The 26,402-nt window shown below is 59.9% G+C and carries 24 protein-coding genes; 10 read left to right on the top strand and 14 right to left on the bottom strand.

The genetic code is table 11. The features are described from left to right. The first annotated feature begins 379 nt into the window (after nt 1-379). Nucleotides 380-1,024: a DUF4397 domain-containing protein gene (locus NKF25_RS05940; protein ID WP_253225780.1), complete on the top strand. Its 645-nt coding sequence runs from the start codon at nt 380-382 to the stop codon at nt 1,022-1,024. A 261-nt stretch (nt 1,025-1,285) separates the two neighbouring features. Here the strand turns inward: NKF25_RS05940 and NKF25_RS05935 are convergent, their stop codons facing one another. Further along, nucleotides 1,286-2,512, bottom strand: coding sequence for a CoA transferase (locus NKF25_RS05935; protein ID WP_253225779.1), 1,227 nt, complete (start codon nt 2,510-2,512; stop codon nt 1,286-1,288). Continuing rightward, nucleotides 2,513-2,638, bottom strand: coding sequence for a hypothetical protein (locus tag NKF25_RS24150; RefSeq protein WP_256487204.1), 126 nt, complete (start codon nt 2,636-2,638; stop codon nt 2,513-2,515). An 818-nt stretch (nt 2,639-3,456) separates the two neighbouring features. Between NKF25_RS24150 and NKF25_RS05930 the strand changes: the two genes are divergently transcribed. Continuing rightward, nucleotides 3,457-4,461 carry a TatD family hydrolase gene (locus NKF25_RS05930; RefSeq protein ID WP_253225778.1) on the top strand — a complete coding sequence of 335 codons (1,005 nt, stop codon included), beginning with the start codon at nt 3,457-3,459 and terminating at the stop codon, nt 4,459-4,461. Nucleotides 4,462-4,530: 69 nt separating this feature from the next. Here NKF25_RS05930 and NKF25_RS05925 read toward each other — a convergent pair whose 3' ends face one another. Both NKF25_RS05925 and NKF25_RS05920 read right to left on the bottom strand, forming a co-directional pair. Further along, on the bottom strand, nt 4,531-5,418 hold the full coding sequence (locus NKF25_RS05925; protein ID WP_253225777.1) for a fumarylacetoacetate hydrolase family protein: 888 nt from the start codon (nt 5,416-5,418) through the stop codon (nt 4,531-4,533). A 46-nt stretch (nt 5,419-5,464) separates the two neighbouring features. Then, the gene (locus NKF25_RS05920) at nt 5,465-6,820 is read right to left on the bottom strand and encodes an amidohydrolase family protein (RefSeq protein ID WP_256490487.1); all 1,356 of its coding nucleotides are present in this window, start codon (nt 6,818-6,820) and stop codon (nt 5,465-5,467) included. 106 nt (nt 6,821-6,926) lie between these two features. Here NKF25_RS05920 and NKF25_RS05915 point away from each other — a divergent pair, with 106 nt between their 5' ends. After that, nucleotides 6,927-7,541, top strand: coding sequence for a TetR/AcrR family transcriptional regulator (locus tag NKF25_RS05915; protein WP_253225775.1), 615 nt, complete (start codon nt 6,927-6,929; stop codon nt 7,539-7,541). 45 nt (nt 7,542-7,586) lie between these two features. Here NKF25_RS05915 and NKF25_RS05910 read toward each other — a convergent pair whose 3' ends face one another. From NKF25_RS05910 to NKF25_RS05885, 6 genes are all read right to left on the bottom strand, one after another. Further along, complete coding sequence (locus tag NKF25_RS05910; RefSeq protein WP_253225774.1) at nt 7,587-7,949, bottom strand: hypothetical protein; 363 nt, start codon at nt 7,947-7,949, stop codon at nt 7,587-7,589. After that, entirely contained in the window at nt 7,946-9,085 is a 1,140-nt protein-coding gene (locus tag NKF25_RS05905; protein WP_253225773.1) for a thiolase family protein, read from the bottom strand. The genes NKF25_RS05910 and NKF25_RS05905 overlap by 4 nt, the downstream gene beginning before the upstream one ends. Then, nucleotides 9,082-10,326, bottom strand: a complete 1,245-nt coding sequence (locus NKF25_RS05900) for a CaiB/BaiF CoA-transferase family protein (RefSeq protein ID WP_253225772.1) — start codon at nt 10,324-10,326, stop codon at nt 9,082-9,084. Before NKF25_RS05900 ends, NKF25_RS05905 begins: the two co-directional genes overlap by 4 nt. A 228-nt stretch (nt 10,327-10,554) precedes the next feature. Beyond that, on the bottom strand, nt 10,555-10,944 hold the full coding sequence (locus tag NKF25_RS05895; protein ID WP_253225771.1) for a DoxX family protein: 390 nt from the start codon (nt 10,942-10,944) through the stop codon (nt 10,555-10,557). A 162-nt stretch (nt 10,945-11,106) separates the two neighbouring features. Next, nucleotides 11,107-12,150, bottom strand: coding sequence for a sialidase family protein (locus tag NKF25_RS05890; protein WP_253225770.1), 1,044 nt, complete (start codon nt 12,148-12,150; stop codon nt 11,107-11,109). A gap of 147 nt (nt 12,151-12,297) precedes the next feature. Then, on the bottom strand, nt 12,298-13,059 hold the full coding sequence (locus tag NKF25_RS05885) for an IclR family transcriptional regulator (protein ID WP_253225769.1): 762 nt from the start codon (nt 13,057-13,059) through the stop codon (nt 12,298-12,300). A gap of 613 nt (nt 13,060-13,672) precedes the next feature. Here NKF25_RS05885 and NKF25_RS05880 point away from each other — a divergent pair. The 7 genes from NKF25_RS05880 (at nt 13,673) to NKF25_RS05850 (ending at nt 21,136) form a co-directional block, all read left to right on the top strand. Then, nucleotides 13,673-14,290, top strand: a complete 618-nt coding sequence (locus NKF25_RS05880) for a class I SAM-dependent methyltransferase (protein ID WP_253225768.1) — start codon at nt 13,673-13,675, stop codon at nt 14,288-14,290. A 426-nt stretch (nt 14,291-14,716) separates the two neighbouring features. After that, the gene (locus NKF25_RS05875; protein ID WP_253225767.1) at nt 14,717-14,920 is read left to right on the top strand and encodes a hypothetical protein; all 204 of its coding nucleotides are present in this window, start codon (nt 14,717-14,719) and stop codon (nt 14,918-14,920) included. A gap of 166 nt (nt 14,921-15,086) precedes the next feature. Beyond that, complete coding sequence (locus NKF25_RS05870) at nt 15,087-16,403, top strand: sugar ABC transporter substrate-binding protein (protein ID WP_253225766.1); 1,317 nt, start codon at nt 15,087-15,089, stop codon at nt 16,401-16,403. Nucleotides 16,404-16,418: 15 nt separating this feature from the next. Continuing rightward, nucleotides 16,419-18,014, top strand: a complete 1,596-nt coding sequence (locus NKF25_RS05865) for a sugar ABC transporter ATP-binding protein (RefSeq protein ID WP_253225765.1) — start codon at nt 16,419-16,421, stop codon at nt 18,012-18,014. Continuing rightward, on the top strand, nt 18,011-18,823 hold the full coding sequence (locus tag NKF25_RS24430; RefSeq protein WP_253225764.1) for an ABC transporter permease: 813 nt from the start codon (nt 18,011-18,013) through the stop codon (nt 18,821-18,823). Before NKF25_RS05865 ends, NKF25_RS24430 begins: the two co-directional genes overlap by 4 nt. Next, the gene (locus NKF25_RS05855) at nt 18,715-19,002 is read left to right on the top strand and encodes a hypothetical protein (protein WP_253225987.1); all 288 of its coding nucleotides are present in this window, start codon (nt 18,715-18,717) and stop codon (nt 19,000-19,002) included. The genes NKF25_RS24430 and NKF25_RS05855 overlap by 109 nt, the downstream gene beginning before the upstream one ends. A 202-nt stretch (nt 19,003-19,204) precedes the next feature. Beyond that, entirely contained in the window at nt 19,205-21,136 is a 1,932-nt protein-coding gene (locus NKF25_RS05850; RefSeq protein WP_253225763.1) for a beta-L-arabinofuranosidase domain-containing protein, read from the top strand. Nucleotides 21,137-21,207: 71 nt separating this feature from the next. On the opposite strand, the gene NKF25_RS05845 is transcribed toward NKF25_RS05850, so the two are convergent. Genes NKF25_RS05845 through NKF25_RS05830 form a run of 4 tightly spaced genes read right to left on the bottom strand, consistent with a single transcriptional unit; the run spans nt 21,208 to nt 25,429 of the window. Beyond that, nucleotides 21,208-22,308 carry an ABC transporter ATP-binding protein gene (locus NKF25_RS05845; RefSeq protein ID WP_253225762.1) on the bottom strand — a complete coding sequence of 367 codons (1,101 nt, stop codon included), beginning with the start codon at nt 22,306-22,308 and terminating at the stop codon, nt 21,208-21,210. Between the two features lies 1 nt (nt 22,309). Continuing rightward, nucleotides 22,310-23,197 carry a carbohydrate ABC transporter permease gene (locus tag NKF25_RS05840; RefSeq protein ID WP_253225761.1) on the bottom strand — a complete coding sequence of 296 codons (888 nt, stop codon included), beginning with the start codon at nt 23,195-23,197 and terminating at the stop codon, nt 22,310-22,312. Beyond that, nucleotides 23,194-24,108 carry an ABC transporter permease subunit gene (locus NKF25_RS05835; RefSeq protein ID WP_253225760.1) on the bottom strand — a complete coding sequence of 305 codons (915 nt, stop codon included), beginning with the start codon at nt 24,106-24,108 and terminating at the stop codon, nt 23,194-23,196. The genes NKF25_RS05840 and NKF25_RS05835 overlap by 4 nt, the downstream gene beginning before the upstream one ends. Before the next feature lie 34 nt (nt 24,109-24,142). Continuing rightward, entirely contained in the window at nt 24,143-25,429 is a 1,287-nt protein-coding gene (locus NKF25_RS05830; protein ID WP_253225759.1) for an ABC transporter substrate-binding protein, read from the bottom strand. Between the last annotated feature and the right edge of the window lie 973 nt (nt 25,430-26,402).

Genomic DNA, 26,402 nt, shown 5'->3' with positions numbered 1-26,402 from the left:
GCGTACGGACCCCGTCGGTGTCTTCGAGGGATGCATCGGGCTTCCCGCCATCTCGACCTCACGTGCGGTATAACGGCGTAGGGACTCCAAAAGGGACGACAATGGATCAACTTCGGAGTAAATTGCTTTCATCGGTGAACCTGATGAAATCTATCGGAATGATCTGTTTAAATATATTCACTTGGGCGATCCCGTCCGAGTGCCGGATAGATGTTCGTATGACGGTGACCCGACCAAACTGGTCCGGGAATATCATTTTCAGCTAATAAGTCGAGTGTCGGTTGGGGGAACCAAAATGAAGCAAACCAGACGTAAGGTACTCAAGATCATCGGCGTGAGCAGCATACCCATTCTTGGGGGGATTTCGAGCGCCCAGGAGATGACTAGCAGTCAAAACGGGAACACGAGTCGCGTTCGGGTCATCCACGCGATTCCGGACGCCCCGGAAGTGGACGTTTACGTCGACGGAAATCGAGTCCTGGAGAACGTCGCGTTCAAAGACGTGAGCGATTATCTCGAACTCGACGCGGGGAAGCACACCATACAGGTCGCGCCAGCGGGGCAAGGGCGGGGGAGCGCGGTCATCGACGAGCAGGTCGCCCTCGACGCGAACACCGATTACACGATCGCTGCCGGGGGAACACTCGACAGTCCGCAGGCGTTCGTGTTCGTCGACGAGAACCAAGTGCCGTCCGGAGACCAGACGCGCTTGCGGGCGGTCCACCTCTCGCCCGACGCACCGGCGGTCGATATTGCAGCGGACGGCGACGTCCTCGTCAAAGGATTGGAGTTCGGCAGCGCCAGCGATTACGTCGAGGTACCCGCGGGGTCGTACACCATCGAAATCCGACCCGCAGGTACGAACGAGGCCGCCGCCACGTTCGACGTGACCCTCGAAAGCGGGACGGTGGTTTCGGCGTTCGCCGTCGGGCTCCTGCAGACGAACGACAAGGCACAGGCCTTCGATCTCCTGCCGACGGTTGATGCTCCAAGCGAGATGACGACGACCACGACGACGATGTAGCGGCGATGTCGTGCGACACGACGCCGCATTTGTTTTTTCGTGGTCTTCGGTGAGAGTGACCGCCTTCGACTCGATGTCGGGTGGCACGTGGGTCCCGTCTCGGTGGGTCGGTAACGGTACAGCGCCTTCCCGCGTTAATGGCATAAGCCGTGCCCAAGGACCTCGAACGTGACCTCAGTCTGGTATCGACGACGTCCATCAGCATCGGTGCGATGGTCGGGAGCGGTATCTTCATTTTACCCGACGAGATGTGGCGGCCGATCAGAGAACATCCTTATCGGACAGTCGCTCGATATCCGCCTCGGTATATCCGTATTCGGAAAGGATTTCTTCCGTGTGCTCGCCGAGGAGCGGCGGATGCGTACGGACCCTCGCAGGTGTCTTCGAGAGGTGCATCGGGCTTCCCGCCATTTCGACCTCGCCTGCGGTCGGATGGGATATCGATCGGTGCATGTTCCGTGCGGCGACCTGCGGGTTCTCGAAGACGTCCTCCATGTCCTTGACGTCGCTCGCCGGAACGCCGTACTCGTCCATCAGGTCGAGAACTTCCTCGGTCGTAATGGCCGCGAACGCCGGTTCGAGCGCCGCATCGAGCGCATCGCGGTTCTCGACGCGGTCCGCGTTCGTCGCGAACCGGTCGTCATCGACGAGGTCCTCGCGGTCGATGGCGGCGCAGAACTTCGGCCAGAGATTCGGTGAGGGAACCGCGACGACGACGTATCCGTCCATCGTCGGAAACGCTTGATACGGCGCGAGGGTCGGATGTTTGCTGCCCATCCGACCCGGCGGTGCCCCCGTCGCGAAGTAGTTGGAGGCCATGTAACTCATCCACGCGACCTGCCCGTCGAGCAGCGAAACGTCGATTTTTTGGCCGGTCCCGTCGCCGAGTTCGCGTTCGAGGAGCGCGGCGAGGATGGCCTGTGTGGCGTACATCCCCGCGCCGATGTCGGCGATGGCGACACCTACCCGAACGGGGGCACCGTCGGCTTCGCCGGTGATGCTCATCAGTCCCCCTTCCGCCTGCATGATGAGGTCGTAGGCGGGACGATCCTTGTCCGGTCCCCACTCACCGTATCCCGAGAGGGCACAGTAGACGAGGCCGGGATTGTCCTCCCGGAGCGTCGCGTAATCGAGTCCCCACTCCTCCATCGTGCCGACACGGAAGTTCGAGACGACGACGTCGGCTTCGCTCGCGAGGTCGCGGAAGAGCGCACGGCCGTCGTCGCTCGCGAGGTCAAGCGTCATCGAACGCTTGTTACGGTTCACGCTGAGGTAGTATGCGCTCTCGTCCGATTCGCCGTACGTCGGTGGATGCCACCCGCGCGTCTGATCACCGACGTCCGGTTGTTCTATCTTGATGACGTCCGCGCCGAGGTCCCCCAACTGCATGGTGCAGAACGGACCGACGAGGACGCGAGACGCATCGAGAACCGTGACACCGTCGAGAGGACCGGTATCGGTATCCGGATGGCGGGCTTCTCCGACCATCTACCGGTCACCCACGGGACGTTCGGTCGTCCTGTGCCCGACCATCTCGTGATCATCGCCCGTCCGGCCGCGACGGGGTCGGTCCTCGATCATCGATTCCTCGGCAAGCGAAATGGTTTGTCCCATCGTCTACGACGTGATTCGAACAATCCGGGTTAAACTGTTTCGGCGAACCGGAATCGGAGGCGACCCTCGAACGCTCGCGACCGAAGGGGACGACGTATAACCGTTCCGACCGAAGTGGGTTTCCGTTTCCTTCGATTCCCCCTCGCGGGAGGGCCAGATACTGCTATAATATTGCAATTATAAAACAATACAATCGTCGGTTCTCGTCTATTTCGACCCGGATAAAGACAGCACGTTCTCCTTCCACTTCCGATCTACTGGTGGCCCTTTACGGAACTCTGTTGTGTGATGAAAATTAAAAACATGGATTTAGTAGCGAGAAAACAGGGTTACTATCGTAAAAACCGGCAGACAAATATCACTATAAACACCATTCACAAAGGAGTCATCGTAGCCGACCACACGTGTTTGACGTCTGGTCAATAGCCGAATCTATCCAAATAGTATTCTAATATTCATGCAATATTATGGTCGGTGAAACGGGCGGCAGCCCAGAACTCAGGGCCCGATTTGGCGACCCAGCGTTTCTGTCTACTTTCAGATATCTCCGCCGAAGAACGACCTCGTCCTTCGACCCGAACCTGCTGTCGCGTGGACGTGGCCGAATAGCAGTCCGACGAGCGTCGACACATATTCGTGCGGCCAGCGTCCGTCGTTCGCGGTCAGGTGGGCAATAAGCGACCAACCCTTCATCGGAACTCCTCGTTACGGAGTTCGTTTTACCATATTGTCAAACGCTAAGTGGGTACCGTACGAACGGCGTACTAGGTGGAACCTGGACGTCGCAGCGCGGCCAGTTGACGCTTCCGAGCCTATACATGAATTCGACGAATCCAACGAAGAGACCGACTGACGCGGAGTATCTGGACGAAGATGACCGCTCGTACCCGCGGGAACTCCTCAACTTACCCTGGTTCGACGGCCACAACCACGCACACACCCTCTCCTGGGACGACAGGGAACGCTACGCGCTCTCGGGGTGCGAGGGGATGGTCATGGTTGCGTCCGGATATCACTGGACTCCCTACAAACCGGTTCGTGCCGAGGACGTACGGTTTCTCTGGGACGACGCTATCAACCGCCGGGCGGCGATAGAACGCAACCACTTCTTCGAGGCGCGACTCGGCCTGGGTATCCACACCGGGGTCCGGATAGAAAACCCGGACGAACTCATCGAGGCGATGGACCGGTACTGCGAGTTGGACGAAGTCGTCGCCGTCGGGGAGACGGGAGTCACTCCCGCCCAACACGTCGAAGCCTGGGACGTGGACGAACAGCGTGCCATCGTTCGCGCCCAGATGGAACTCGCTGAACGTCACAACCTGCCCATCATCCTCCACACGCCGAACCAGTCCGGTTCGTCCGGGCGGTCCTATCGTCCGGAATTCGGCATCCCGGGATACGAGAAGAACACCTCGTTGGGACAGGACCCCGTCATCACGGGAGAGAACCCGGCGTTACGGGCCGTCGAGATGGATATCGAGGCGGCGCGCGACGCCGGACTGCCCGAGGAGCAAGTCGTCGCGTCTCACGCCGACCGGAACAACGTCGACTACCTCATGCGCGAAACCGACTGCTACCTCAGTTTCACCATCGGTCACTCGTGGCTCGTCGGCGTCGGACCGGCGGACGTCGCGAACGCCATCGACGAGTACGGACCGGAGCGGATCATGATCGACACCGACTGCGCCAACGTCCTTCGCACCGACCCGGACGCGATAAAACGAGCGATGTTCGAGCTGTACCGGTACGGCATCGACACGGAGTCGATTCGAAAAGTCGTGTTCGAAAACCCCCGCGACGTGTTCGGCTTCTCCGACTGACGGTTCCGATTCGATATTCTTTGCCGCGTTCGATGACGAGGGAGCACACGAACGTCCCCCACAAACGCGTCAGTCGAACGCGCAGGTGTTCGTGAGCTCACCGAGTTCTTCCACGCCGACGGTGACCTCGTCGCCGTCCGACAACAACACCGGCGGCTCCCGATACACGCCGACACCGGGCGGCGTTCCGGTGAAGAGCAGGTCGCCCGGTTCGAGCGTGAACGCCTGACTACAGAAGGAGACGAGTTCGTCGATGCCGAAGATGAGGTTCGACGTCGAGGAATCCTGGAGTCGCTCGCCGTTGACTTCCGCCCAGATGTCCAAATCGTGCGGGTCGGACACCTCGTCTGTCGTCACGAGTTCCGGCCCGATGGGTGCAAAGGAGTCGAGACTCTTTCCGCGTACCCACTGTCCGTCCCCGTGCTGTAAGTCCCGGGCGGAGACGTCGTTGCCGACGAGGAACCCCGCGACGTGGTCGAGCGCGTCCGCTCGGCTCACACGCCGTGTCTCGCGCCCGATGACGGCGACGAACTCGGCCTCGTAGTCGACCTTCTCGGTGAGGTCGGGGTCCCAGCGAATCTCGTCGTCCGGGCCGGTAACCGCGGTCGGAAACTTCGAGAACAGGACGGGGGTCTCTGGGATCGGATTGTCCCCTTCCTCCGCGTGATCGCGGTAGTTCAGACCCACGCAGACGACCTTGTCCGGGTTCGTGATCGGGGCGTATCTGGTTAGCTCGTCGAATTCGTACGTCCCTTCCCCGGACGCGGCGGCACGTTCCAGAGCGAGGTCGGCTTTCGCTTCCCACTCCCAGGTGGCGAGGAGGTCGGTGCTCGTTTCGGGAAGGTCGACTCCCGCCGCGGCTCCGGCTTCCGCGAGGTTTACGACCGTCCGCTCGTCGAGTCGCGCTCCCGTCCACGGTGCTTCGTCGTCGGTGGCTGTGTATTGTCCTAGTCGCATCGTTCGGTATCGCGTGTAGTCGACCGGGGCGGTATTGAATCTGTCCTCATAGGTCGATACCGGCCTCCTCGACGAGGCGGTATCCCGAATCGACGAATCGGTCGAACTCCTCGTCCACCGCGGGGTTCAGGAGTGCTCCATCGCGTTTGACGGGTTTCCCGTCGACGAGCACCGTGTCGATGTGCGACGGGTCGGACTGGAAGACGACGGTCTGGACCGGCGAATGAGCCGGGGCCGTCGCGAAGTCGTCGGTGTCGATCATGATGATGTCGGCCCGTTTGCCGGGTGTGAGTGTCCCGATTTCGTCCTCCATGCCGAGCGCTCTCGCCCCCTCGATGGTCGCCATTTCGAGCGTGTCGCGGGCCGTCAGTCCCACTTCCAAAACCTCCTCGCCGTTTTCGAGGAGGTTTTGATTTTCGAGCATCCGTTGGACTTGGAGTCCGATGCGCATCTGCGTTCCCATGTCCCCGCTGATGTTCGAACAGACGTCGACGCCCCATGTCGGGCGGCCACCCGCTTCGAGCACTTTCCCGGTGACGGGGATGCCGTGGCCCATCTGCATCTCCACCTCAGGTGTCGACGAAAAGGACGCGCCCGCGTCGACCGCGTGCTGGATGTCCTCCTGCGTGAAGTGGTTACCGTGGGCGATGTTGACGTCAGGTCCGAGCATGTCGTGGATGGCGCCGAAGCCCTGGTAGTCGTCGTTGTACTCCGACGACGTCCACTGTGCCGCACCCATGTGGATCGTCGCGAGAGCCCCTAGCTCTCGCGCCAGTTCCATGTCGCTGCGGGAGATTTCATCGGTACAGAAGTCGGGTCCCCGGAGCCCGAGCGCCAGACTGAGCAAGTTGTCGTCGCGGATCTTCTCGTCGTAGAGCTCGCGGATGTTCTGCTCGGGGAGACCGACATCGCTCTCGTACCACCACTTCGGCGCGTCGTCACCCGGTGGGCCGTAGGTGTACACCGCACGCAGTCCAGCATCCTTGAGCGCGTCGACGGCCCGTTCGCCGTGTTCAAGCGTGTTGGGGTAAGACCAGTCCAGGGCCGTGGTCGTTCCTGTATGGAGCTTCTCCAGCGCGCCGAAGAGGCCGCCGAGGTACATGTCTTCGGGCTGGTAGAGCCCGGTGATATTGCCGAGCATGTGCTCGAAGTATTCACCCATGAGCGACCAGTCCCCGGCGATACCCCTGACTTGGGTCTGTGCGATGTGAATGTGTGAGTCGACGAACCCGGGCAGTACGATGTGGTCGCTCGCGTCGATGACCTCGGCGTTCTCCGTCGAGAGCCCGTGCCCGATTTCGACTATTTCGCCATCCTCGATGAGGATATCGGCGTCTTCTACATCTCCGATGTCTGTGTCGAGTGAGACCACTGTCCCACTCCGAATGACTATTCGTGACATAGTCACTCGAACTGATGAACCATGACACTAAATAATTTACCGTGCGGTAAACCACCTTCCGGGGTGCGCGGAAAACCCCTATATGTTCCCGGGAAAAATACGCCGTATGAGCACCCCCGACAACGAACGCGTCCCCTCCGACACGCGGGAGGCCATCATGGAAGCCACGTTCCGCGCCCTGAGCAAGCACGGGTACACGAACCTCCGGATGCGCGACATCGGCGAGGAGATGGAGATGACCCGGCAGGTCATCCACTACCACTTCGACGGGAAGTACGACCTCATGTCCCACTTTCTGGAGTACATCATCGACCAGTACGAGGGAAGCGTCGAAGTCGAGGCGGACACGTCCCCGCGTGAGGAACTCGACGCCCGCATCGACCAGTGTCTGTTCGGCCCGGCGTTCGACGACTTCGGCCACTGGGACCGGATGAAGGTCTACCACGAACTGTTCACGTACGCGGGGAACGACGAACGCCACCGCGAAATATTCAACCAGCACTACGTCCGCATTCGGTCGAGCATCACCACCGTGATCGAAGCGGGAATCGATCAGGGCGTCTTCCGCGACGTCGATACCGAGCGGATGGGTCAACTCATCACGGACGTCATTCACGCCGCCCGGGGCCGCAAACTCTCGCTCGGCCACGACGACGCTCCCGAGGAGGCCCGCGCCGCCATCGACGAGTTCATCCTCGACTCACTCCGCATCGAGGAGTAAGTGGCTCCCTTTTTCTCGCACGTTTTCAGCTGATCCGCGGTCGAATCAATCCGTAACGACGGTCAGGCGGGGGTTCGTCCCCTCGTCTCCGTCCCGGAGACGGTACGCACCGACGAACGCCACGCGGTCACCCACGGCGGCCTCCTGTGCCAACTGACCGACGACCTGCACCTCGTCGAATCGGGCGAAGCCGAGCGGATTCGGGCTTCGAACGTCGGGCGGCGTCATCGCGACGCTCGTCACCGCTATCAGCGTCCCCTCGCCGAGCGTGTACGTCTCAATCCGGTCTCGACGACAGTTCGGGCAGTTGCTCCGCGTGTAGTACCAGCGGTGTCCGCAGTGCTCGCAGACGAAGGCTTCGTCCACCGCTATCCGATCCGTTCGTGTCGTGGACTGTCGGTCCCTCATGCTTCCAGTACCGTGCAGACGCTGTTGTTGCCGAACCCCGCGACGTTGACCGCGAAGCCCGTGGTGGCCGACGAGACCTGCCGCTCGGTAGGGAGGTCACCCCGAAGTTGCCAGACCAACTCGATGAGTTGTGAGAGTCCGGTCGCGCCGAGCGGATGTCCCCGCGCCTTCAACCCGCCGCCGGGATTAACCGGGAGTCGCCCGTCGAGTCGCGTCTCTCCATCCAGAGTCGCTTTCCAGGCGGTGCCCGACTCGTAGAACCCCAACTCCTCCAGTTCAAGGAGTTCCAGAATCGTGAACGCGTCGTGGATACACGCGAGGTCGACGTCGTCAGGCGTCACCCCACCTCGCTCGAAGGTCCGTTCCCCCGCGACGCGGACGCTCTCGATTTCCAACGGGTCCCGGCGGTCGGCGACGGCGTGGGTTCCGGTCGCGCTTCCGATACTCGTCACGCGCACGTCCTCGGGCGTTTCCCGGGCCAGAACCACGGCGGCCGCGCCGTCCGTCATCGGACAGCAATCGTAGAGGCGGAGCGGGTCGGCGACGACGGGCGAGTCGAGGGCGTCCGCGACGGTGATCTCCGTTTGGAACTGCGCGACCGGATTCGCTGCCGCGTTCCGGTGGTTCTTCGCCGCGATTTCGGCGAGCGCCTCGCGGGGGGCGTCGTGCCGGGCGAGGTAGGTACTCGCCGCGAGGCCACCGAACGAGGGAAGCGTGAGGCCCTGCACGTACTCACGCTCGTGGGTGAGACGGCTGATCGCTTCCGTCACCCTGCTCGTGTCGCCGACGGACATCTTCTCCGCGCCCACGACCAACGCGACTTCGGAGTGGCCGCTCTGGAGCGCCTCGACTCCCCGGTGAAACGCGCTCGCGCCCGTCGCGCTGGTATTCTCCACCCTGTCGGCGGTGACGCCCTCAAGCCCGAGCGACGACGTGAGCGCGTTCCCGAGACCGGCCTGTAATCCGAGGGCATCTCCGAGGACGTTCCCGACGTGGAGCGAGGAGACGTCGTCTGGATCGTAACCGGCGTCGGCGAGGGATCGGTTCGCCGCCGTCGCCGCCAACTCCACGAGGGAGCGGTCCGACGCGCCCGTGAATCTGGTCATCCCGACGCCGGGAATCGTCACGCCGGTCATTCGTCGGTACCACCGTCTTGCGCTCCGAACACGCCCCTCGTTTCGAGTTCGTCGATTTCATCCTCCGTGTATCCCAGGTCGGAGAACACCTCGCGGTTGTGCTCTCCGAGGAGCGGCGGCGGCATCTCGAACCCGCTTTCGGTGTGTTCGAACGTGAGCGGGTGTTCGATGACCGGAATCGTCCCGAGTTCCGGGTGCTCGATCTCGGTGATCGCCCCGCGCGCTTCCACCTGCGGATTGGTCAGCGCTTCGTCCACGTCGTAAACGGGCCCGGCGGGCACGCCTCCCTCGTCGGCGATTATCTCGATCCATTCGTCCGTCGTCTTCTCGCCAAGCGTCGCCTCGATTTCGGCTTCCAGTTCGTCCTGATGGGCGACCCGGTCCGCGTTCGTCTCGAACCGGTCGTCGGCGGGCAGGTCGGGCCGGTCGATGACCGCACACAACTCGTGCCAGAGCTTCTCGTTCAGGATGCAGACGTTGAGGTAGCTGTCTGCCGTTTCGAACGTCTGGTACGGCGCCAACACCGGATCTTTCGTCCCCATCCGCGTCGGCGTCTCGTCGGCGAACACCTGTCCGGCCTGCTTCGTGAGCCACGGCAGCGTCGCTTCGAGCATGCCGAGGTCGATGTACTCCCCTTCGCCGGTCAGTTCGCGTCGATAGAGGGCCGATGTCGCGCCGAACGCCGCCCACATGGCCGTAATCAGGTCCGTTATCGGGAGACCGACCTTGACCGGTTGCCGACCCTCCTCTCCCGTCACGCTCATGATTCCGCTCATCCCCTGAATCAACAGGTCGTATCCCGACCGCTTCGCCCACGGTCCGGTCTGTCCGAACGCCGAGATGGCGAGGTAAATGATCTCCTCGTTGTGTTCCTTGATCGTCGCGTAGTCGACACTGAGGCGCTCCGCCGTCCCGGGTCGATAGTTCTGAACGAAGATGTCGGCGTGCTCGGCCAACTCGTACAGGGCCTCCCTCGCCCGCTCGTTTTTCAGGTCGAGTTCGACGCTTCGTTTCCCGTAGTTGACGGTCCAGTAGTAGGGCGACTCACCGCGGATGAACGGTGGACCCGAGTGGCGGATCGCGTCCCCGTAGCCGGGTTGTTCGATTTTGACTACCTCTGCGCCCAGGTTCGCCAACATCGCCGAACTGAACCCTCCCGTGACGAACGTCGAGAGGTCGAGGACGGTAATGCCGTCCAGGATTTTTCCCTGCTGTGCCGATGACGTGGTGGTTTCTGACATGCTAATTGCCTCGTTGCGGAGTGGCGAATGCTCACAACACATCGCTATCGCCGTACCGGTACTATCGATTACCAGATGGTAAAAGTATCGGGTGTTCGCATCGGTAGGCCCCTTCGCGATGCGCCGTCGCTCGGTCGCTCTCGCGGGTCCGACCGAGCGTCACAGCAGGTGGCCGAAGCGGGCGGGGATTCGAAAGGACGAGGCTTCGGAAAGTAGCGTTCTCGTCGGTCAGTCGTCGTTCGCGGCGTTGTCGAGGAGGACGAGCGCACCACCCATGAGGGCGAGATTCTTGCAGAAATCGATCTTGTTACCGTGCCGTTCCTCACCTTCGAGTTCCCAGAAGTTGTGAATCATCGGCGTGGTGCCGACGAAGAAGAGGATCACGGCACCGGCCGCCGCCCTCGGAAATCGCCAGACGAGGAGGCAGAGGTTCGACACCAGTAGCATACCGGTCGTCATCGGAACGAGAGTTTCGGGGACCGGGACGCCTTTCGACCGGGCGAGATCGACCCGCGCTTCGTTGTGTTGGAATCCATCGACGGCCATGTACAGCAACACACCGCTGTACAGCAGTCGAGCGGACCGCGGCGGCGCGTTCGAGGACGAGGAGTCGCTCATGGATTCGGGACGGTTCTGCCGCGTTTGGTTCGGAGCGTCGTACACACTGTTGCCATTGTACGTGTTCAGAACTACCTCGAAACCATATATCTTTATCGGGGATTTAGGATCGACCCGGATTACGAATCGCCTCGTTTGGACCGCCCGCGTCGATCGTTCGGGTCAGACCGTCGCGATGGTCCCGATATTGGCCGGGACGCGTCCCACATCGTGGTACGTCCCGTCGTCGTCACGCCGCATGACGCGGCCCTCGACGTCTTCTCGCGGGTCGGGGACGTCGAACAGACCGGAACCACAGATGACGTCGCCATCGTACACGTCCCACGTATCGATGACTTGCGTCTCCTCCGTCGGGTACGACACCCGGTCGAGCGTCCGGCCGAAGTTCGTCGATTCGAAGAGCGCAGCGCCGTGGTCGTCGTGGACCCACTCCGGCGGCGCTTCCTCGCCGCCGCCGAAGAAGAGGGTCCCGTCGTGGACGAACACGTTCCGGATGTACGAAAACGGGTTTCCGACGTCGATTCGCGTCCAGGAATCCCCGCCGTCGACGGTTCGATGGAGTCCTCCCGTCCCGACGGCGTGGCCGAGGCCGATTTTCTCGATGGTGTGGTCGAGATAACCGGTCGCCGCCAGCCAGACGTCTTCCGTGATCGGAACGACTTCGTGGACGTCGTCGACGATGGTGTCCCGTCGGTCGTGCCACGTCTGGCCGCCGTCGCGGCTGAGGTGGATGCCACCGGCCTCGACGCCCGCGATGAGTTGTTCGGGCCGTCCGGGGACGGATTCCAGCGACCTGAGTCGTGCGTAGTGGGGATCGATCGGGGACTCCCAGTGGCCACGCGAAGGGAGATCGCGAAATCCCTTCATCTCCATCCACGTCTCCCCGTCGTCGACGGAGCGGTACACGTAGGGGTCGTTCGTCCCTGCGTACAGCGCGTCGGGCGTCGAGAGGACGGACCACACTTCGCTCTCCCCCGCATGCCAGTACCGACTGCCGACCGGGACGCCGAGGTCCACCCAAGTCTCACCGCCGTCCGACGACCGGTACGCCCCACTCGACGACGAGACGAAGACGTCGTCCGTGTGTTCGTACGTTTCGATGCCCGTGACCATTCCACAGTCGAGGACGAGTTCCGCATCGTCCCGTTCGAACGGAAGCGCTCGAACGAGGTACAGTCCCTCGTCGGTGCCAATTAACAACGACATACGACCGAATAATTCTCCGTTCTTACTATTAAATCGCTAGGGAGGGTCACCCGGAGCGGCGAAACGACGAACCTGCCCGCATCGCTCCCGTTCGGCATCCCCGTGGATCCCGAAATACGGGAACGAAAAATCGGGGCCGAGACCGCTTCACGTGTGTGCGATGTGCAGTTCGAGTTCGTTGGTCGCGGCGAGGACGGCGTCGGGAAGTTCCCGTTCCAACCGTTCGTCCTTCAGCCTCGTCGCCGGGCCTGAAACGCTCAGTGCCCCGACGATGCCGTCGTCCTTTCCTCTGACGGCGGCACCGACGGCGTGCACCCCGCCCGTCGATTCTTCGAGGTTGAGCGAGTATCCCCGTTCCCGAATCGTCCGGAGGTCTTCACGGAGGGCGTCGCGGTCGGTGATGGTGTTCGGTCCGGTCCGTCGCAGGTCGAGGGAGTCGATGAGTCGATCCCGCTCGGGGTTCGGAAGGTTGGCGATGATCGCTTTCCCGGCGGCGCTCGAATAGATCGGACCGCGGCGACCCGTGTACGCTCCCGTCTGTACCAGACTATCGCCGGTCTGCGTGTACAGGTAGATCCGTTCGTCCTGTTCCCGGACGATGAACTGGACCCGTTCGTTCGTCTCTGCCGCGAGATCGTCCACTTTCGTCTTGATGACCGGATACGCCGTCACGTTCCGCCGGAGGCGTCCACCCATCGTGAGAAGTTTGAAACTCAAGCGGTACGACCCCTCGTCCCTGACCACGTACCCCCTCTCTTGGAGCGTCGAAAGGTGTCTGTGAACCGTACTGTTCGTCAGGTCGAGTTCCGTTTCGAGTTCCTCGACGGTCGCCGCTTCCCGTTCGAAGAGGACGTCCAGGACGTCGAGGGACGTTTCGGTCGTCCGGACCCGCGATGTGTATTTTCCCATCGTACCTCCTTATTGTCGCCATTCGGCATAAAATTCCCGAATATTCGGATTTCTCGATTTCCACCCGTCGAGGAAACCTTCCCCGCGGAAAACGAAACCATCTCACCTCGTCTTCTTAGCTCCTTTACGGGCGAAAATCTCCGGTAGTGAGCGTGGCGCGCCCGTCGAAGGTTCCCATCTCGGAACTCGAACTTTTTCGAGCTCAAATCCCAAATTATGGGATCACTGTCGAAAAAGAATCGCCGTGGAGGAATGGATTACGAATCGGGGTTTCACACCTCTATAAGACGGTTTCATGGTGGCCACAGTAGCACGCGTTTGATCGTTTTCGTGCTGTGAGAGATTGTTCCCGTATTTCGGGATCAACTCTACGGGAGGGGTTGATACGGGAGGAGTTGACGATGGACGTCGGCGTCCTCCGTTACAGCGCTATGCTCGTAATGAAGACGGGAATACGAATCATACTCCGTGTCTCGACGGAGTGAATATGCATTACGTACGTCTGTTTCGTCCACGTCGGTGTCCGGTTCGGCACGGGAGGCGGTGTGAGGAGCGCCGACCGCTGGCGAACTCGTTGAGGGAAGTTTAACTTCCCGGCCTCGAAATAAAGCGTATGGAACCGGACGACAATCGCCGCGGTTGGGCCGAACGGTCGGGTGACTACTCGCCCGAATACTACGCGAAGATCGGGCCGAACGAGGTGAGCGAGACGCTCGCCACCGTACTCGACTACTACGCACACGAAGACGCCGCCATCCTCGAAGTCGGCTGTGGCTCCGGCCGTCACCTCGCCCATCTCCGCGACAACGGATTCAAAAACCTGTCCGGCATCGACATCAACGAAGACTCGTTCGACGTGATGGCAGAACGACATCCACGCCTCACCGCGACGGGGACGTTCCACACGGGTGCGATCGAGGACGTGATCCCCGAATTCCCCGACGACGAGTTCGACGTCGTCTACTCCGTCGAGACCTTACAGCACATCCACCCCGAGAATACGTGGGTGTTCGAGGAGTTGATCCGCGTCACGAGCGATCTGTTGATAACCGCCGAAAACGAGGGTAACAGCCCGCAGCGCGGTCGCGGCGACGAGAAAGTGAGTTACGTCAACGACGACTTCCCCCTCTACTTCCGGGATTGGAAACGGGTGTTCTCGGAGTTGGGCCTCGCCCAACTCGTCCGTGAGCCGACCAACCGCGATACCGTCCGAGTGTTTCGGATTCTGTGACGGGACCCCTCTCGGAGCGTCGTTTTCCCGCGGGAACCCTGGATTCCGATCGTCACGAGGGGAAGAGCGTGCCAGGGGACGTGAGAACTTCGGGGCCTCGAAACAGGCTCCTCGGAGAGCGATTCCGCGACGGAATTCCCTCACAGCTACTCTGGACGCCGAACACGATCAACGTCGACGTTCGACATCTGACATCCGGTAGTATCGGACAAACTGGCTTGGGAGGTTTTTTGCAATACGGTACCGGTTTCCGAGCGTTGATTACACGTATAGTTGCGTAACGATACGGGATACGTCCCGATCAACGGTATGGTATTATCGGACTACCCGCGACGATCTTTCGATTCGTTCCTCGAACCGACAGTACCCCTATGAAGGGCTGAGACGGGAAATCGTCGTTATCGGACACCATGTAAGAATGCGACGATGGTTGCGATATCGTCGAACGATTCCGTCCGGACGGCGAACTTCCCTGGCTTCGCGGATCGGTACGGTCGAGGGATGACGTTTTGGCTGTACGGTGTCCTCCGTTCCGTCGCACTCGTCTTCGTCTACTTCTGCGTTTTCGAAGCCGATGGACGGTGGAAACGCCTATCGCGGCCGAAGTTCCGACCTCGAAGGACGAACTGACGCGGTTTTCCGACCGACACACCTGTTTTCCCGCCGGTCACCCTGTTCGGAAGCGGAGGACCATCCGTGTACGACGTCTTTCTAAGACGTATCGTTATCACGAAATTCCATTCATCGCACCGATAGAAATAAGATGGGTAGAAAACACGGTTAATTGTGTCAAACTATGTCCAACCATAGCAGGCGACAGTTCGTCAAAACCTCCGGCGCTCTCGGCAGTGCAGCGTTGGTCGGTCTTTCGGGTTGTAGCAGCAACTCGAGTGGAAGCGGGTCGAAAAACGGTAACGGCGGGAAGAAAACGCTCAAACCGTTCGGGATGGTGACGAACCTCCAAAACGATCAGTGGAAAGCATTCGCCTCCGGCGTACAGGAGGCGGCAAAAGCCCTCGGTGCGCCGACGTCCGACTACAAGCAGAACCAGGGTCAACAACAGCAGATGCTCACCCAACTTTCGACCGCGTTCACCAAGGATTACAACGTCATCGGTGGAACGCCGTATCAGGCCTCCGGTGTTCCTACCGTCGTGCGCAAGTGCAAACAGAATGACGCCGGATTCGTCGACTACTGGAACATCGCGAAGTGGTACACGCCGATCGATGCCGGTGACAACTTCATCCAGTATCAGATCCCGGCCGTTGCGAAGACGGGTCAACTCACCGCCGAAATCCTCTTCGAGGCGATGGGAAAGAAGGGCAACTTCGTTCACATCACCGGTCCACACGGTGCGACCGGGCGTAACCGAAACATCGGAGTCGAGCGGGCGATGAAGAAGTATTCGAACGTCAACCGACTCGGCATGCTCCCCGGAAAATGGGACCGGCCATCGGGACGAAAGGTCATGTCGTCGTTCGTCTCCAAGTTCGGTGACAAGATCGACGGGGTCTACTGTCAGAACGATGCGATGGGACTCGGCGCATTCACCGTCCTCAAAAACAACGATTTGAGCGTCCCGCTGGTCGGCTACGACGGTCCGTCGGACGCCATCAGGAACATCAAACAAACCAGCCCGGACGGAGACGGTCCGAATTGGGTGGCGTCGTTTTCCGCCAAAACGTTCTGGCAGGGCGGCTACGCGGTCGTCGAAGGATTCGACTGGCTCAACGGCTGGAAGCCAAAGCCACCCGAGCGGATGATGTGGGGCGGCGGCGTCCTCGTCACGAAGAAGCCGAGTCGGTACGAGGGGAAGACGAAGACGAAGTTCGACGTCTCGTGGTCGAAACCCGATCCCTATCTCGATGTCGCGTACTCGGACGAGAAATCGCCGTACGATTGGAAGAAGATGTCCCGACATCACAATCCGGATAGCTGGGATCCACAGAACAGGCTCATTCCAATCCGAAAGGACGAACTCGATCAGCTCAACTGGACCGAATCCAACAAGCCGAACGGCTATTCGCTCCCCGACGTTTACGACGACGGGAGCAAGTTCGACGAGGTCGAAAAGACGTACCGGAAACATCACGAGACGGACCCCTACCAGTAGTCCATTACCTGATCAATGAGCAAAACAGAAATCAGTACGACCCCCGTTCCGCAGGACACCGATACACCACTCCTGCACGTCGACGATCTCACGAAACGGTTCAAGAACACGACGGCACTGGACCACGTCACGTTCGAGGTTCGAAAGAACGAGGTCGTCGGACTCGTCGGCGAGAACGGGGCCGGGAAGAGTACGCTGCTGAACGTCCTTTCCGGGATTTACTCGGCCGACGAGGGTCGTATCGTCCTCGACGGCGAGACGGTGGCGTTCGGGAGTCCGACCGAGGCGGCCAGACACGGCATCTCCATCGTCCAGCAAGAACAGAGCATCGTCCCGAACCTCACCGGCTATGAGAACCTGTTTCTCGGACGCCTCGGTCGCTACACGACCGGTCCGAAACTGAATCGGGACGCGCTCCGCGAACGTGCGAACACGGTCATCGACGACCTCGGTATCGACCTCGATCTCGGATCGCCCGTTCGGACGTACCGGTTCAACGAACGGCAGATGTTGGAAATCGCTCGGGCGTTCAACAGTGCCCGGGACGCCGACCACCCCATCCTGTTCCTCGACGAACCGACGGCCGCCCTCGAACAGTCCGGGCGTGACGTCCTCTTCGACCGTATCGACGACTTGCGCGACCGCGCTTCCTTCGTCTTCGTCTCCCACGAACTCGACGAAGTACTGGAGGTCAGCGACCGAATCTACGTGCTGAAGGACGGTGCTGTCGTCGACGAGATGTCGGCCGACGACGCGACCGAGTCGCTCCTTCAACAGACGATGGTCGGCCGGAGTACGTCCGATGAGTACTACCGAACCAACGAACAGGAGTCGATCGACGCCGACGCGCCGACCGTCCTCTCCGTGGAGGATCTCACCGTAGAAGACCGTATTCACGACGTTTCGATGGATCTCAGAGAAGGGGAGATATTCGGTATCGTCGGCGTCGAGGGGAGCGGGAAACAGGATCTCGGGCGGGCGCTTACGGGAGCCACGGACGTCGATTCGGGGACGATTCGGTTCGATGGCGACCCCGTTCGGTCGGGGTCGGTTCCCGCGTTCGTGGACGCGGGGATCGGTTACATCCCGAAGGAACGAAAGAGCGATGGAATCCTCCTTTATCAGAGTCTTCGTGAGAACGTTTCCCTCCCCTCCATCGACACGGAGAAGCTTCGACGCGGCCTCCCCATCGTCGGACGGTTCCTCCCGATAATCGACTTCGAGTCGGAACGATCGATCGCCGAGGATGCCGTCGAGGACCTGGCCATCAAGACGCCGGGAATCGAGGCGCTCGCTCACACCCTCAGCGGTGGAAACCAGCAGAAGGTCGTCATCGCGAAGTGGCTCCAACGTAACGTCGACGTGCTGGTCGTGGACAACGTGACGCGCGGTATCGACGTCGGAGCGAAAGAAGAAGTGTATCGCGTCATTCGTCAGCTAGCCGCGAACGGTGTTTCTATCGTCCTCATCGGCGACGAACTACCGGAAGTGATCGGCATGTCGAATCGTATCGGAGTCATGAGACACGGTAACCTGGAGACCGTCGTCTCCGCACCAGTAGCAGAGAAACCCGAGGAAGAAGACCTCATCCAGGAGATGTTACAACTATGAGTAGCGAACAATCCGAACGAACGATCGTCGGCGAACTGTACGAGAAGCGCTCGATCCAGGACTGGATTCGAGACGCCGGTCCGGTGGCGATGCTCGTCATCCTGCTGGCCCTGTTCACCGCGCTCTCGCCGGTGTTCCTGACGTTCAACAACCTCGTGAACAGCATTCTGATGAACTCCACCATCCTGTTGTTGGTGGCGCTCGCCGGGACGTTTCCCATTCTCCAACAGAGCATCGATCTCTCCGTCGCCGCGAACCTCGGTCTCTCCGGCGTCCTGACCGCCATGGCGATCAATCAATTCGGTTTCGTCGGCATCTTCGTCGGCCCGTTCGTGGGGCTAGCCGCCGGATTGGTGAACGGTGTCGTCTTCGCCAAAGGGAAGATACCCTCGTTCCTGGTGACGCTCGGAACGCAGTCCGTCCTCATGGGCGGGGCACTGTTGCTCACGAACGGGAGTTCCCAACCGTATCGTAATCCGGCGGTTCAACAACTGGCCATCGGAAACGTCGTCCCTCGGATACCCAACCTCGTCGTGTTGGGGCTGGTGTTCTACGTCATCACGGTGTTCGTCGCCTTCTTCACGCCGTTCGGGCGCTACTGCTATGCCCTCGGTGAAAGCGAGAAAGTGACCGAACTCTCCGGCGTCCCGGTCGACCGGTACAAATCGGTGTCTTCGTCGTCTCCGGCTTGCTCTGTGGTATCGCCGGTGCGCTCCTCACCGCACGCATCTCGTCGGCCGCCGCCGGAATGGGTCAAGGACTCCTTCTGCAGAGCATCGCTGGCGTCGTCATGGGCGGTACCGCTCTGACGGGTGGCGTCGGCGGTCCGCATCGAACGCTCATCGGCGTCCTCGTCATCGGGGTTCTGGCAAACGGTATGAACCTCATCGGTATCGGGTCGTTCGTCCAGCAGATCATCCTCGGTATCGTCGTGGTCCTGGCCGTCGCCATGTCCATGGACCGCGAGAAGATCGACATCGTCAAGTGAAGACTGGTCCCGTTTCATCGTTTGTGTTTGACGAACGGATCGGCAACGACGGGGCGGTTCGGCTACGCACACGGCGTCCACCGCGTCGTCGTGGGGGTCAGTTCTCCCGCTGGTGATTAACGACCGATCGCGTCAAGTCGAACTACTCGCCGATAAGTGGGACTTTCGATAAATTTAATATTGATCCATGCTATCGCAAACCGTGCCACTGAAACCTCCGGAACATCGGCTCACACCGGTATCGCTCACCAACGTCAGTATTCACGACGAATTCTGGAATCATCGTCTCGAAACCAACCGCGAGGTCACTCTCGAACACCAGTACGAACAACTCGAAACCAGCGGGTGTCTCGGCAACTTCCGACGGGCCTCGGGACGGGAGAAGGGCGGATTCGAGGGAATCTGGTTCATCGACTCGGACGCCTACAAGTGGCTGGAAGCGGCCTCCTATGCGCTGGCGACGGACCCCGATCCGACGCTGAAATCGCGTGTGGACGAGGTGGTGGACCTCCTCGCCGACGCACAGGAGGCGGACGGTTACCTGAACACCTACTTCATTCTCAAGGAACCCGACGCGAAGTGGACGAACCTCCACATGATGCACGAGTTGTACTGCGCGGGGCATCTCATCGAAGCGGCCGTCGCGCACCACCGTGCGACGGACGAATCGGGGTTACTGACCGTCGCACGGAATCTCGCGGATCACATCGACGACGTGTTCGGGACCGAAGCGGGTGCCCTGGACGGTGTTCCGGGCCACGAGGAGATCGAACTCGCGCTGGTCGATCTGTACCGTGTGACCGACGAGTCGCGGTATCTCGACCTCGCCGAATACTTCATCGATCGTCGCGGACGCGAGGACTCCCGACTGGAGTGGGAGTTCGACCACCTGGACGAAATCGCGGGCGACGAGTCGGAGGCACACCGAAACCTCTTCCTCGACGACGGCGAGTACGATGGAAGCTACGCACAGGCACACCTCCCCTTCCGTGAACAGACGACCGTCGAGGGACACGCCGTCAGGGCGATGTACTTTTTCAGCGGCGTCGCCGACGTCGTCGCGGAAACCGGCGACGAGGAACTGTACGGGACGCTGGAAACGCTTTGGGAGAACATGACGAAAAAGCGGATGTACCTCACCGGCGGTATCGGTCCCGAAGCGAGACACGAGGGGTTCACCGAGGATTATGACCTGCGGAACCGGACGGCGTACGCCGAAACATGCGCCGCCATCGGGAGCATCTTCTGGAACCATCGGATGTTCCAGTTGACTGGCGAGGCCCGCTTTTACGACGTCCTCGAACGCGCGCTGTACAACGGCTTTTTGGCGGGTGTTTCCCTGTCCGGTACGGAGTTCTTCTACGAGAATCCGCTCGAAAGCCGGGGGGATCACCACCGGAAAGGCTGGTTTACCTGTGCCTGCTGTCCGCCCAACGCCGCACGCCTGTTCACCGACCTCGGCGAGTACATCTACGCGCAGGGTCCCGAAGACGAGGTGTACGTGAACCTCTACGTCGGCAGCGAAGCGTCGGTGTCGGTGGACGGAGCGCCCCTGACGCTCTCCCAGCGCACCGAGTACCCGTGGGACGATTCCGTGACACTCTCCGTATCCGCCGACGAAGCCGTTGAGACGACCCTGCATCTCCGCGTCCCGGAGTGGTGTACGAACGCAGGTGTCACGGTCAACGGTGAAGCGACCAAAGTCGGTACTGACGATGGATACGTCGCCGTCGAACGTACCTGGAGCGACGGCGACGAGGTGACGCTCACGTTCGACCAACCGATCGTGCGCATGGAATCCCATCCGAACGTCTCCGACGACGCCGGACGACTGGCTTTCCAGCGCGGTCCCATCGTCTACTGTGTCGAGGACGTCGACATCGACCGGTCGGTCTTCCACCTTCGAATCCCCGAGGACGGTTCGGTTGTGGCCACCTACGAAGCGGACCTCCTGGATGGTGTCGTCGCCCTCGACGGTGACGCACGGGTGGTGACCACCGACGGGTGGGAAGACACGCTCTACCGCGAACACACCGGCGATGATCTCGCCGACGTCGAATTCAGAGCGGTCCCGTACTACTCGTGGGACAATCGTGATCCGGGGGCCATGCTCGTCTGGCTTCCGACGACGTAAATCGGTGAGACACCGCTTTACTCCTTCTTCCGTTCATCGACGTCGAAGGGGTCAACCGATATCGGGCGCACCTACTGGATTCCTTCCGTCGGTGCTTCGGTGTACAGTTTTGGATTGTACGCCGCACTCCCGTCGGTGTCGAAGACGTGTAGCTGTTTTCCGTCTAGCGAGACGCCGACGGTTCGACCGGGACTCAACTGCTGGGACCGCGGTACCTGGGTGACGAACTCCCCGTCGACTCCGTCGATATCCAGGTAGACGATGTTGAACGCACCGACCTGCTCGAACACCTGAACGGTGGCGTCTACGTGACCGGTTCCGATGTCGACGAGTCGGACGTCTTCGGGGCGTATGCCGAGGGTGGCGATACTCGCACCCTCGTCCATCTCGTCGGGTGCTTCGAGCGTGAACGTCGCGGTCGAGAGGAGACCGTTCGAGTGATTGCAGGGAAGAAGGTTCATCGACGGACTACCGATGAAATTCCCCACGAACTCGTTGCGTGGACGGGTGTAGGCCTCCGCGGGCGAGGATATCTGCTGCAGTTCTCCGTCGTTGAGGATGGCGATACGATCGGACATCGTCATGGCTTCTTCCTGGTCGTGCGTGACGTATACCGTCGTGGTGTCGAGTCGCTGGTGGAGCTCCTGAAGCTCCGTCCGCATCTGAACGCGCAGTTTCGCGTCGAGGTTCGCGAGCGGTTCGTCGAGCAGAAAGATGTCCGGATCGCGGACGATACTTCGACCGAGCGCGACGCGCTGTTGTTGTCCGCCCGACAGCGACGAGGGTTTCTTTTCGAGTTGCTCCTCGATTCCCAGCATCTCGGCGGTATCTTCGACCTTGCGTCGAATCTCGTCCGAGGAAAGTCCGGCGTCTTCGAGCGCGAAGGTCATGTTCCGCCGTACCGTCATGTGAGGGTACAACGCGTAGTCTTGGAACACGAATGCGATGTCGCGCTCCTGTGGCGTCTGTTCGGTTACGTCCTCGCCGCCGAACAGTATCCGTCCGCTCGTGGGACGTTCGAGACCGGCGATACATCGTAGCGTCGTCGTCTTCCCGCACCCACTCGGGCCGACGAGCGTGACGAACTCTCCATCTTCGACTGTGAACGAAACGTCGTCAACGGCGACCATGTCGCCGAACTGTTTCGTGAGGTTTCGAATTTCGACTTTCATATCATTGCATCTCCAATCCTGCGATTCCTTGAATGAACTGCTCCGAGAAGAACGCGAAAACGAGGATGACCGGAATCGTCGAGAGCGTGCTCATCGCGAACAGTTGGTTGTACACGACCGATCCGTGATTGCCCTGGAACGTCTGTAGCCCGACGCTGATGGTGTACAGCGATTTCCCTTGCAGGAAGGTGAGGGCAAAGAGGAACTCGTTCCACGTGAACACGAACAGGAACACACCCGTCGTGGCGAGGCCAGGCTTTGCGAGGGGAAGGATGACTCGAAGGAATATCTTCCACTCGCTGATGCCACCGATGCGTGCGGCGTCTTCGAGGTTCTTCGGAAGGTTCGTGAAGAAACTGTGCAACAGGAACACCGAGAACCCGAGGAAGAACGTGGCGTAGGCGAGCATCAGTCCGATTCGCGTGTTCACGAGGTGAAGCTTGACGAACAGTACGTACAGGGGTATGAGCAGAATCTGTGCCGGGACCATCAGGATGCCGAGGAACATCACGTACAACGGTTTCGCCCCCGGAAAGTCCTTGCGAGCGAGCGAATACGCCGCTGGAATCGCGATGGCGAGCGTCAGGATGGTCGTTCCGGCGCTGATTATCGCGGTGTTGAAGAGCCACGTTCCCCACATACCCTGTTGAAGCGCTTCGACGTACGGCGCGATGGTAAAGTGGATTGGAACGATGCTCGGAGGGAACCGTCCCACCTCCTTGGCCGGTTTCAACGACGTTGCGACCATCCAGTAGAGCGGAACGAGAATCGCCACCGAACCGGCTGCGAGGACGACGAACGTCGCGACACGCCGCCGGATAGGGGCACCGACGTGTTCCGCACTCGTGCTTTCGACGTCCTCCTCGATGAGACGGTCGATGACGCTCATATCTCCGTCCCTCCCGATAGTCGGATGACGATCATCGAAAGAACGAGCGCGATCGCGAACAGGACGAACCCGAAGGCCGCTCCCTTTCCGAACTGGAAGTAGCTGAACGCGATCTTGTAGAAGTACGTCGAGAGGATTTCGCTCGCGTGTGACGGGCCGCCCCCAGTCATCACGTACACCTGTCCGAACGCTTTCACCGAGTCGACGATACCGATGACGAGCGTGACGAGGACGGCGGGCTTGAGCAGGGGAAGCGTGATGTGTCGGAACATCTTCCACCGCGATTTGCCCATGATCATCGCCGCTTCGTACACGTCGTCCGGAATGGCTTGTAACCCGGCCAGTAGAATGACCATGTAGTAGCCGGTGCGTTTCCAGATCACCATGAACATCACGCTCGGAAGCGCGAACGTCGAGGAGTTCAGAAACCGCACTGGCTGTGCCACGATGCCGGTCGAGACCAGAATCCCGTTGACCAGACCGCTCGACCCGAGTAGCCAACCGAAGGTCATCCCGGCGACGACGATAGGGATGACGACCGGCAAGAACAACACCAATCGGAACAATCCGCTGTACTCGATCCCGGTATCGATGAGCATGGCGAAAAAGAGGCCGAGAACGAGCGGTATCAGTACCATTCCAACGCTGAAGACCAGGGTGTTGACCGCCGACTTCCAGAACAGCGGATCGGACAGCACCGCGGAGTAGTTCTGCAATCCCACCCACGTGTGCGCACCACCGAGGATTCTGACGTGCTGGAAGCTCAAGATGAACGTCTCGGCCAACGGATAGATGAGAAAGACGATGTACAACACCAGTGCTGGCAGTAAGTACACGTAGGGTCGCCAGTCGATCGTGGCGACACGACGACCGAACGATACCGAGCGATCGCTTTCCTCGCGTAGGCTCACCGTGTGAACACCTCCTGCCGAAGACTGATTCGGGTCATTGGGACGATTGAAGCACCTTCGTTATCGAGTCGGCCGCCTGCGACAGCGCCTTCTCGGGGGATTGTTTGCCCTGCAGAGCACGGACGAGCGCGTCGTTGAGCGGCTGTTGCATCTGAATCAGCTTCGGATGCATCGGCGGCGCGTGACCGTTCTCCAGGGCTTTCTTGTACGGTTCGTACAGGGATTTGTGCTGTGTGATGTACTCGCCGTCGAACCCCGACTTCAGTGACGGGAGATAGCCGGTCGAACTGGCCATCGTGTTCATGCCGTCCTCGCTGTGGATCCAGTCGACGAATTTCTCGGAGGCGTCGAACGCCCCCTGGTTCTGTGTGGTCTGTTTCGTGATGACGACGCAGTCTCCTCCGAGGAAACTCGAATGTTGCCCGCCCTCGGGCTTCGGAAACATCGCCGTTCCCATATTCTTGTACACGTCGGGGGACTGATCTTTGATTTCCCCGACGCCAGCACCCGAGAACGCCATCGACGCCTTGCCGCTCTCGAAGGGCGGATAGGTGAAGTGTTCGTTCTGAGTCTGGTCGGTCGTGTAGCCCTTGTCCTGCAGCTTTTTGAAGAACTTCAGCGCGTCTACGGCGGGTTGTTGGTCGATGAGGCTCTTGCTCATCTCATCGTTGAACAGCTTTCCGCCACCGGCCCAGACGAACGGCATGAAAAAGAATATCTCGAGACCCAGCATGCCGAGCGTGTTCGAGAGTGGCGTGTAGCCTGCCGCTTTGAGCTTTTTACAGGCGTTGAGGAACTCATCCCACGTTTCCGGGGGCTTTTCGGGGTCGAGTCCGGCCTTCTTGTAATGTTGCTTGTTGTACAGGTAGAGACTGCAGTCGATCCAGTACGGCATCGCATACACCTTGTCGTTCCAGCGGATGAAATCGCGGGTCAACGGCTGGAATATCTCGTCGGTGTAACTCTTCTTGTTGTAGTACGACGTGAGGTCTGCGAGTGCCCCGAGTTGGACGAACCGCGGGAGATAGACGACGTCGAGTCCGATGACTTGCGGCGCATTACCGGCCGTGATCTGGGCGATCAACGACCGATATTTCGACTTCTCGGGTTTGATACTGGGGTTGACGTGGACCTTGCTTTGAGAACTGTTGTACGCCTTCGCCATCGAGGTGAAGGGGTCCTCGCGGTCACGGTACGTGATGGTTTGCTTACCACCACCCTCGTTATTCCCGGAACTTCCGTTCGAACTACAGCCTGCTAACCCGGCGATACTCGCTGTACCGACGGTCTTGATAATCTGCCTGCGATTTACACCAGGCATGGTAATTGATAGCATCAACCCCTACATAAAAATTCCCATCAATTATAAAACACAACGGCCAATTCCCAATAGATATATCGTGTATTAAAATTGTTATATATCTCTGTGACGTGTGATTTGCTGGCGGACTTGACGGTTTATCGAATCGTCTATGCTGTTTCCTTACCGAGTAAGATCACCACCATTGAGGGATTGAGCGAGCCGTTTTTTGATCTTGAAGGGTACGACCGTCGACGTGGGTGTACGATCAGTGGCCGTTAGATGCTCGTCCGAGCACTTCAGTGCCATCATATTTCCGATTATATCGAAGACAAAGTATGAACAGAAGTCGTCTTTGGAAACGGTATCAGCCATATAACACTATTCGCCCCTGTTCCGATTGGTGTTCTCGCTTCGAACTATCACGCAGTCATACGATAGGGTGGTCACCGTCTCTCCACAGCCAAAGTCCGCGGACGGGTAGAAAAAATACGTTCTTTGATGAGTATCCACACGTAAGCAGTACGCTGGTTTCCCTTTCCGCCTCGATACGATACTACCAGATACGTACCCTCCTCACTCCGGTTGGAATCCGACACGAGTGCCGATCGAATTCAATTATCAGGGGAAAAGACCCAAAGAACAAAACAAGATCAACATCTCTACAGTATCACGGGAGGTATTTTGCATTCGGGTGGGGGAGTACTCTCCGACGATATCGGAGCAGACTCCATCAGTACGAATATCCGAGCGCGTCGTTCGACCGTAAGCCCCGTTACGCAGAGCCGTCTCTCACCCGCTCACGCTGCAGAAAAAAAGTCTATCCTCCGCTGAACACCTCTCTCGACTACCCGACTACCGAGTCAAAGCGTGCTTCGATCGATTTCTCCCCGTCCGCTAGGTGCTGCCTTTCTCTCGGTCACGTTCGGCGGTCTCCGTTCCGTATTACCAAACACCGACCGTACGTCCCTGTGGAAGGTGAATCCGAGCGTCA

It is taken from the genome of Haladaptatus sp. AB643 (assembly GCF_024136975.1).
GTDB lineage: Archaea > Halobacteriota > Halobacteria > Halobacteriales > Haladaptataceae > Haladaptatus.
Note: the sequence above shows the minus strand (reverse complement) of the source record. Positions and strands in the feature narration are given on the sequence as shown.

Coding starts and splice junctions, on each gene's coding strand:
- NKF25_RS05865 (WP_253225765.1), top strand. CDS start 16,419: ATGAGCAAAACAGAAATCAGTACGACCCCCGTTCCGCAGGACACCGAT.
- NKF25_RS05885 (WP_253225769.1), bottom strand. CDS start 13,059: ATGGGAAAATACACATCGCGGGTCCGGACGACCGAAACGTCCCTCGAC.
- NKF25_RS05845 (WP_253225762.1), bottom strand. CDS start 22,308: ATGAAAGTCGAAATTCGAAACCTCACGAAACAGTTCGGCGACATGGTC.
- NKF25_RS05905 (WP_253225773.1), bottom strand. CDS start 9,085: ATGACCGGCGTGACGATTCCCGGCGTCGGGATGACCAGATTCACGGGC.
- NKF25_RS05915 (WP_253225775.1), top strand. CDS start 6,927: ATGAGCACCCCCGACAACGAACGCGTCCCCTCCGACACGCGGGAGGCC.
- NKF25_RS05875 (WP_253225767.1), top strand. CDS start 14,717: ATGGTTGCGATATCGTCGAACGATTCCGTCCGGACGGCGAACTTCCCT.
- NKF25_RS24150 (WP_256487204.1), bottom strand. CDS start 2,638: ATGGGACAAACCATTTCGCTTGCCGAGGAATCGATGATCGAGGACCGA.
- NKF25_RS05940 (WP_253225780.1), top strand. CDS start 380: ATGACTAGCAGTCAAAACGGGAACACGAGTCGCGTTCGGGTCATCCAC.
- NKF25_RS05900 (WP_253225772.1), bottom strand. CDS start 10,326: ATGTCAGAAACCACCACGTCATCGGCACAGCAGGGAAAAATCCTGGAC.
- NKF25_RS05890 (WP_253225770.1), bottom strand. CDS start 12,150: ATGTCGTTGTTAATTGGCACCGACGAGGGACTGTACCTCGTTCGAGCG.
- NKF25_RS05910 (WP_253225774.1), bottom strand. CDS start 7,949: ATGAGGGACCGACAGTCCACGACACGAACGGATCGGATAGCGGTGGAC.
- NKF25_RS05925 (WP_253225777.1), bottom strand. CDS start 5,418: ATGCGACTAGGACAATACACAGCCACCGACGACGAAGCACCGTGGACG.
- NKF25_RS05870 (WP_253225766.1), top strand. CDS start 15,087: ATGTCCAACCATAGCAGGCGACAGTTCGTCAAAACCTCCGGCGCTCTC.
- NKF25_RS05930 (WP_253225778.1), top strand. CDS start 3,457: ATGAATTCGACGAATCCAACGAAGAGACCGACTGACGCGGAGTATCTG.
- NKF25_RS05895 (WP_253225771.1), bottom strand. CDS start 10,944: ATGAGCGACTCCTCGTCCTCGAACGCGCCGCCGCGGTCCGCTCGACTG.
- NKF25_RS24430 (WP_253225764.1), top strand. CDS start 18,011: ATGAGTAGCGAACAATCCGAACGAACGATCGTCGGCGAACTGTACGAG.
- NKF25_RS05830 (WP_253225759.1), bottom strand. CDS start 25,429: ATGCCTGGTGTAAATCGCAGGCAGATTATCAAGACCGTCGGTACAGCG.
- NKF25_RS05880 (WP_253225768.1), top strand. CDS start 13,673: ATGGAACCGGACGACAATCGCCGCGGTTGGGCCGAACGGTCGGGTGAC.
- NKF25_RS05840 (WP_253225761.1), bottom strand. CDS start 23,197: ATGAGCGTCATCGACCGTCTCATCGAGGAGGACGTCGAAAGCACGAGT.
- NKF25_RS05920 (WP_256490487.1), bottom strand. CDS start 6,820: ATGTCACGAATAGTCATTCGGAGTGGGACAGTGGTCTCACTCGACACA.
- NKF25_RS05935 (WP_253225779.1), bottom strand. CDS start 2,512: ATGGTCGGAGAAGCCCGCCATCCGGATACCGATACCGGTCCTCTCGAC.